The following is a 2,481-nucleotide window of genomic DNA, read 5'->3' as shown; positions in this document are numbered from 1 at the left end:
CAAGAAGACTGACAACAAATCTCATGCCCTTTTCACTTGACTATTGAAAACCTTTTCTATATCATGACAGTAAAATAACAACTCACTAAAGGAGGTAATAGTCTTATGAACCAATTCGAAGCTTTTAAAGCAACTCTATCTGAAGATAGCCTCAAAGCCATCTACGACGAAACAAAACTTGAAGTCACTGGTGACAACTTGGAAGGTACTGAAAGCTTTTCTGCAGCTCTTGCCACGCAAATGGCTATCAATCTTGTTGAAAAATACCACGATTGGCTCAATAATAACCCCTAGAGGCTAGGACAAAAGTCCTTGCTTTTTTAGGTTATGCCGTCAGCTAATCCAGACACAATCATTGAGTGTTTGAAGGCATATAAGCCTTGACGGTTGAAAACTATGACTTGCAAAGCAAGTCTGATCTATAAGCGCTGATGTCATCAACTTTTACAGCTCTAACGAACGAAGAAAGCCTTGCTTATCAATTTTTCAACTTCGAATAGTCACTCCCCTGACTGTTTGAATGGTTCAGAGGTGATAGCGAGACAGTCTGGTAAGAAACTGTCTTAGCCCAAACCAAAGAAGGAGCGACTACTGAGGGGAAATCGCCCCCTTCGCGTTACCGTTTTCGACCCTATTCTCTATCTTAGGACTACTGCTTTAAGCGGGTATTGGGAATAATGACTTCGACTAACAGACGGTTTTCTTCACGAATACGAAGTATCAAAGCAAGCACATAGAGTGGCAGAATCATCACTGCCGATGTCCAAGCATGCCCTAACAAACAGATTCCGAGTAATTCTGGCATGATATTTAAATAATAATTTGGATGTTTAAAAGTCTTAAATAACCAATGATCTACAAACTGATGGTCATTGACCAACATCAACTTAATGGTCCAGATTGGTCCTAACAAACTTGTGACCATTCTCAAGATAACAATTGAAAAAATCATCAAAGACAACCCTAGTAATGACGTCGTATCAAAAGAAGACTGACGACAATAAATCTCAATCGCTACAGCAAGATAAAAACTAATATGCAAAACAGTGATCGCTTTAGAGACGTTCTCTCCATATTCTTTGCCTCCGTTGGCTAAAATAGCTTTTTCATTTCGAATCGATAAACGTAAAAATACTAATCGAGTCATAAACATCAATCCTAAAAATAGGTATATTAAAAACATGGTATCTCCTTGTAAACAAAATTCTATGGAGAATTTTAGGCAATTTTAGTTTGACTGTCAAGGTAAATATGAGCTTAAAATTCTGATAACTTTAGCGTTAGACACTTTCATTATTATAGAAAACATCCACAGCAAAGAGACTTCCGATTCTAACATTCTGAATACCACATCTCTTTATCAAAATTTTAATCCAAAAATAGATACAGTCAAAAGCAAGAGGTAGCCACAGTTATCCTATTTTTTGCTATAATAAAAACATGTCTCAAATGCAATTAAAAGAAGGAGAGCGCATTGATCAGCTCTTCTCAACAGATGTTAAAATCATTCAAAACAAGGCTGTTTTCAGCTATTCTATCGACAGTGTCCTCCTATCTCGCTTCCCCAAAATTCCTTCCAAAGGACTCATTGTGGATCTCTGTTCGGGAAATGGAGCTGTCGGTCTTTTTGCCAGTACCAGAACCAAAGCCCCTATTACTTTGGTGGAACTTCAGGAACGATTGGCTGACATGGCAGAACGCTCTATTCAGCTCAATCGTCTAGAGAAGCAAGTGACCATGGTTCAGGATGACCTTAAAAACCTCCTAAAACACGTCCCTCGTTCTCAAGTAGACCTCATCCTCTGCAATCCCCCATACTTCAAATCCACCGAAACCTCCAAGAAAAACCTGTCCGAGCACTATCTCTTGGCACGCCATGAAATCACCACTAACTTAGAAGAGATTTGCCAGGTATCCAGACATGCTCTCAAATCCAATGGCCGCTTAGCCATGGTCCATCGTCCCGATCGTTTTTTGGACATCCTTGATACCTTAAGACAGTATAACTTAGCGCCAAAGCGTGTTCAGTTTGTCTATCCTAAAATGGGGAAAGATGCCAATATGCTACTGATTGAAGCCATCAAAGATGGTTCTACCGACGGATTAAAAATCTTGCCACCACTCTTTGTCCACAAAGACAATGGTGATTATACAGATGAGCTTTTCGAGATTTACTTCGGAAAAAGAGGACAAAAATGACTGAGACTAAAGCCTACATGTACGTCCTAGAATGTGCTGATAAGACCCTCTACACTGGCTACACAACAGACGTCGAGCGTCGCTTGAGCACACACAATGCTGGCAAAGGTGCCAAATACACCAGAGCCCGCTTACCAGTCAAACTCCTCTATCAAGAAGGGTTTTCAAGCAAACAAGAGGCCCAAAGTGCCGAAGTCTATTTCAAACAAAAAACACGTCAGCAAAAGTTGGATTATATTAAAGAAAACTCAAAGTGAGCCTAATACCTAAGTATCTGGCTCA

Annotated in this window: 4 protein-coding genes; 3 read left to right on the top strand and 1 reads right to left on the bottom strand. The window is 39.8% G+C overall.

Annotation, left to right across the window (positions count from 1 at the left end):
- Positions 1-105: 105 nt before the first annotated feature.
- On the top strand, positions 106-294 hold the full coding sequence (locus ACMZ6U_RS10065; RefSeq protein WP_416108294.1) for a hypothetical protein: 189 nt from the start codon (positions 106-108) through the stop codon (positions 292-294).
- Positions 295-649: 355 nt separating this feature from the next.
- On the opposite strand, the gene ACMZ6U_RS10060 is transcribed toward ACMZ6U_RS10065, so the two are convergent.
- Positions 650-1,183, bottom strand: coding sequence for an isoprenylcysteine carboxyl methyltransferase family protein (locus ACMZ6U_RS10060; RefSeq protein ID WP_416108293.1), 534 nt, complete (start codon positions 1,181-1,183; stop codon positions 650-652).
- 257 nt (positions 1,184-1,440) lie between these two features.
- Between ACMZ6U_RS10060 and ACMZ6U_RS10055 the strand changes: the two genes are divergently transcribed.
- Positions 1,441-2,199: a tRNA1(Val) (adenine(37)-N6)-methyltransferase gene (locus ACMZ6U_RS10055; protein WP_416108292.1), complete on the top strand. Its 759-nt coding sequence runs from the start codon at positions 1,441-1,443 to the stop codon at positions 2,197-2,199.
- On the top strand, positions 2,196-2,456 hold the full coding sequence (locus ACMZ6U_RS10050; RefSeq protein ID WP_416108291.1) for a GIY-YIG nuclease family protein: 261 nt from the start codon (positions 2,196-2,198) through the stop codon (positions 2,454-2,456). The genes ACMZ6U_RS10055 and ACMZ6U_RS10050 overlap by 4 nt, the downstream gene beginning before the upstream one ends.
- Positions 2,457-2,481: the final 25 nt, after the last annotated feature.

This window comes from Streptococcus pluranimalium, from assembly GCF_047785745.1.
GTDB classification, from domain to species: Bacteria; Bacillota; Bacilli; order Lactobacillales; family Streptococcaceae; genus Streptococcus; species Streptococcus pluranimalium_B.
This window is presented reverse-complemented; position numbering and strand designations above follow the sequence as displayed.

What these genes read in the sequence shown, in the direction of transcription:
- ACMZ6U_RS10065 (WP_416108294.1), top strand. Translation starts at nt 106, where the DNA reads ATGAACCAATTCGAAGCTTTTAAAGCAACTCTATCTGAAGATAGCCTC.
- ACMZ6U_RS10050 (WP_416108291.1), top strand. Translation starts at nt 2,196, where the DNA reads ATGACTGAGACTAAAGCCTACATGTACGTCCTAGAATGTGCTGATAAG.
- ACMZ6U_RS10055 (WP_416108292.1), top strand. Translation starts at nt 1,441, where the DNA reads ATGTCTCAAATGCAATTAAAAGAAGGAGAGCGCATTGATCAGCTCTTC.
- ACMZ6U_RS10060 (WP_416108293.1), bottom strand. Translation starts at nt 1,183, where the DNA reads ATGTTTTTAATATACCTATTTTTAGGATTGATGTTTATGACTCGATTA.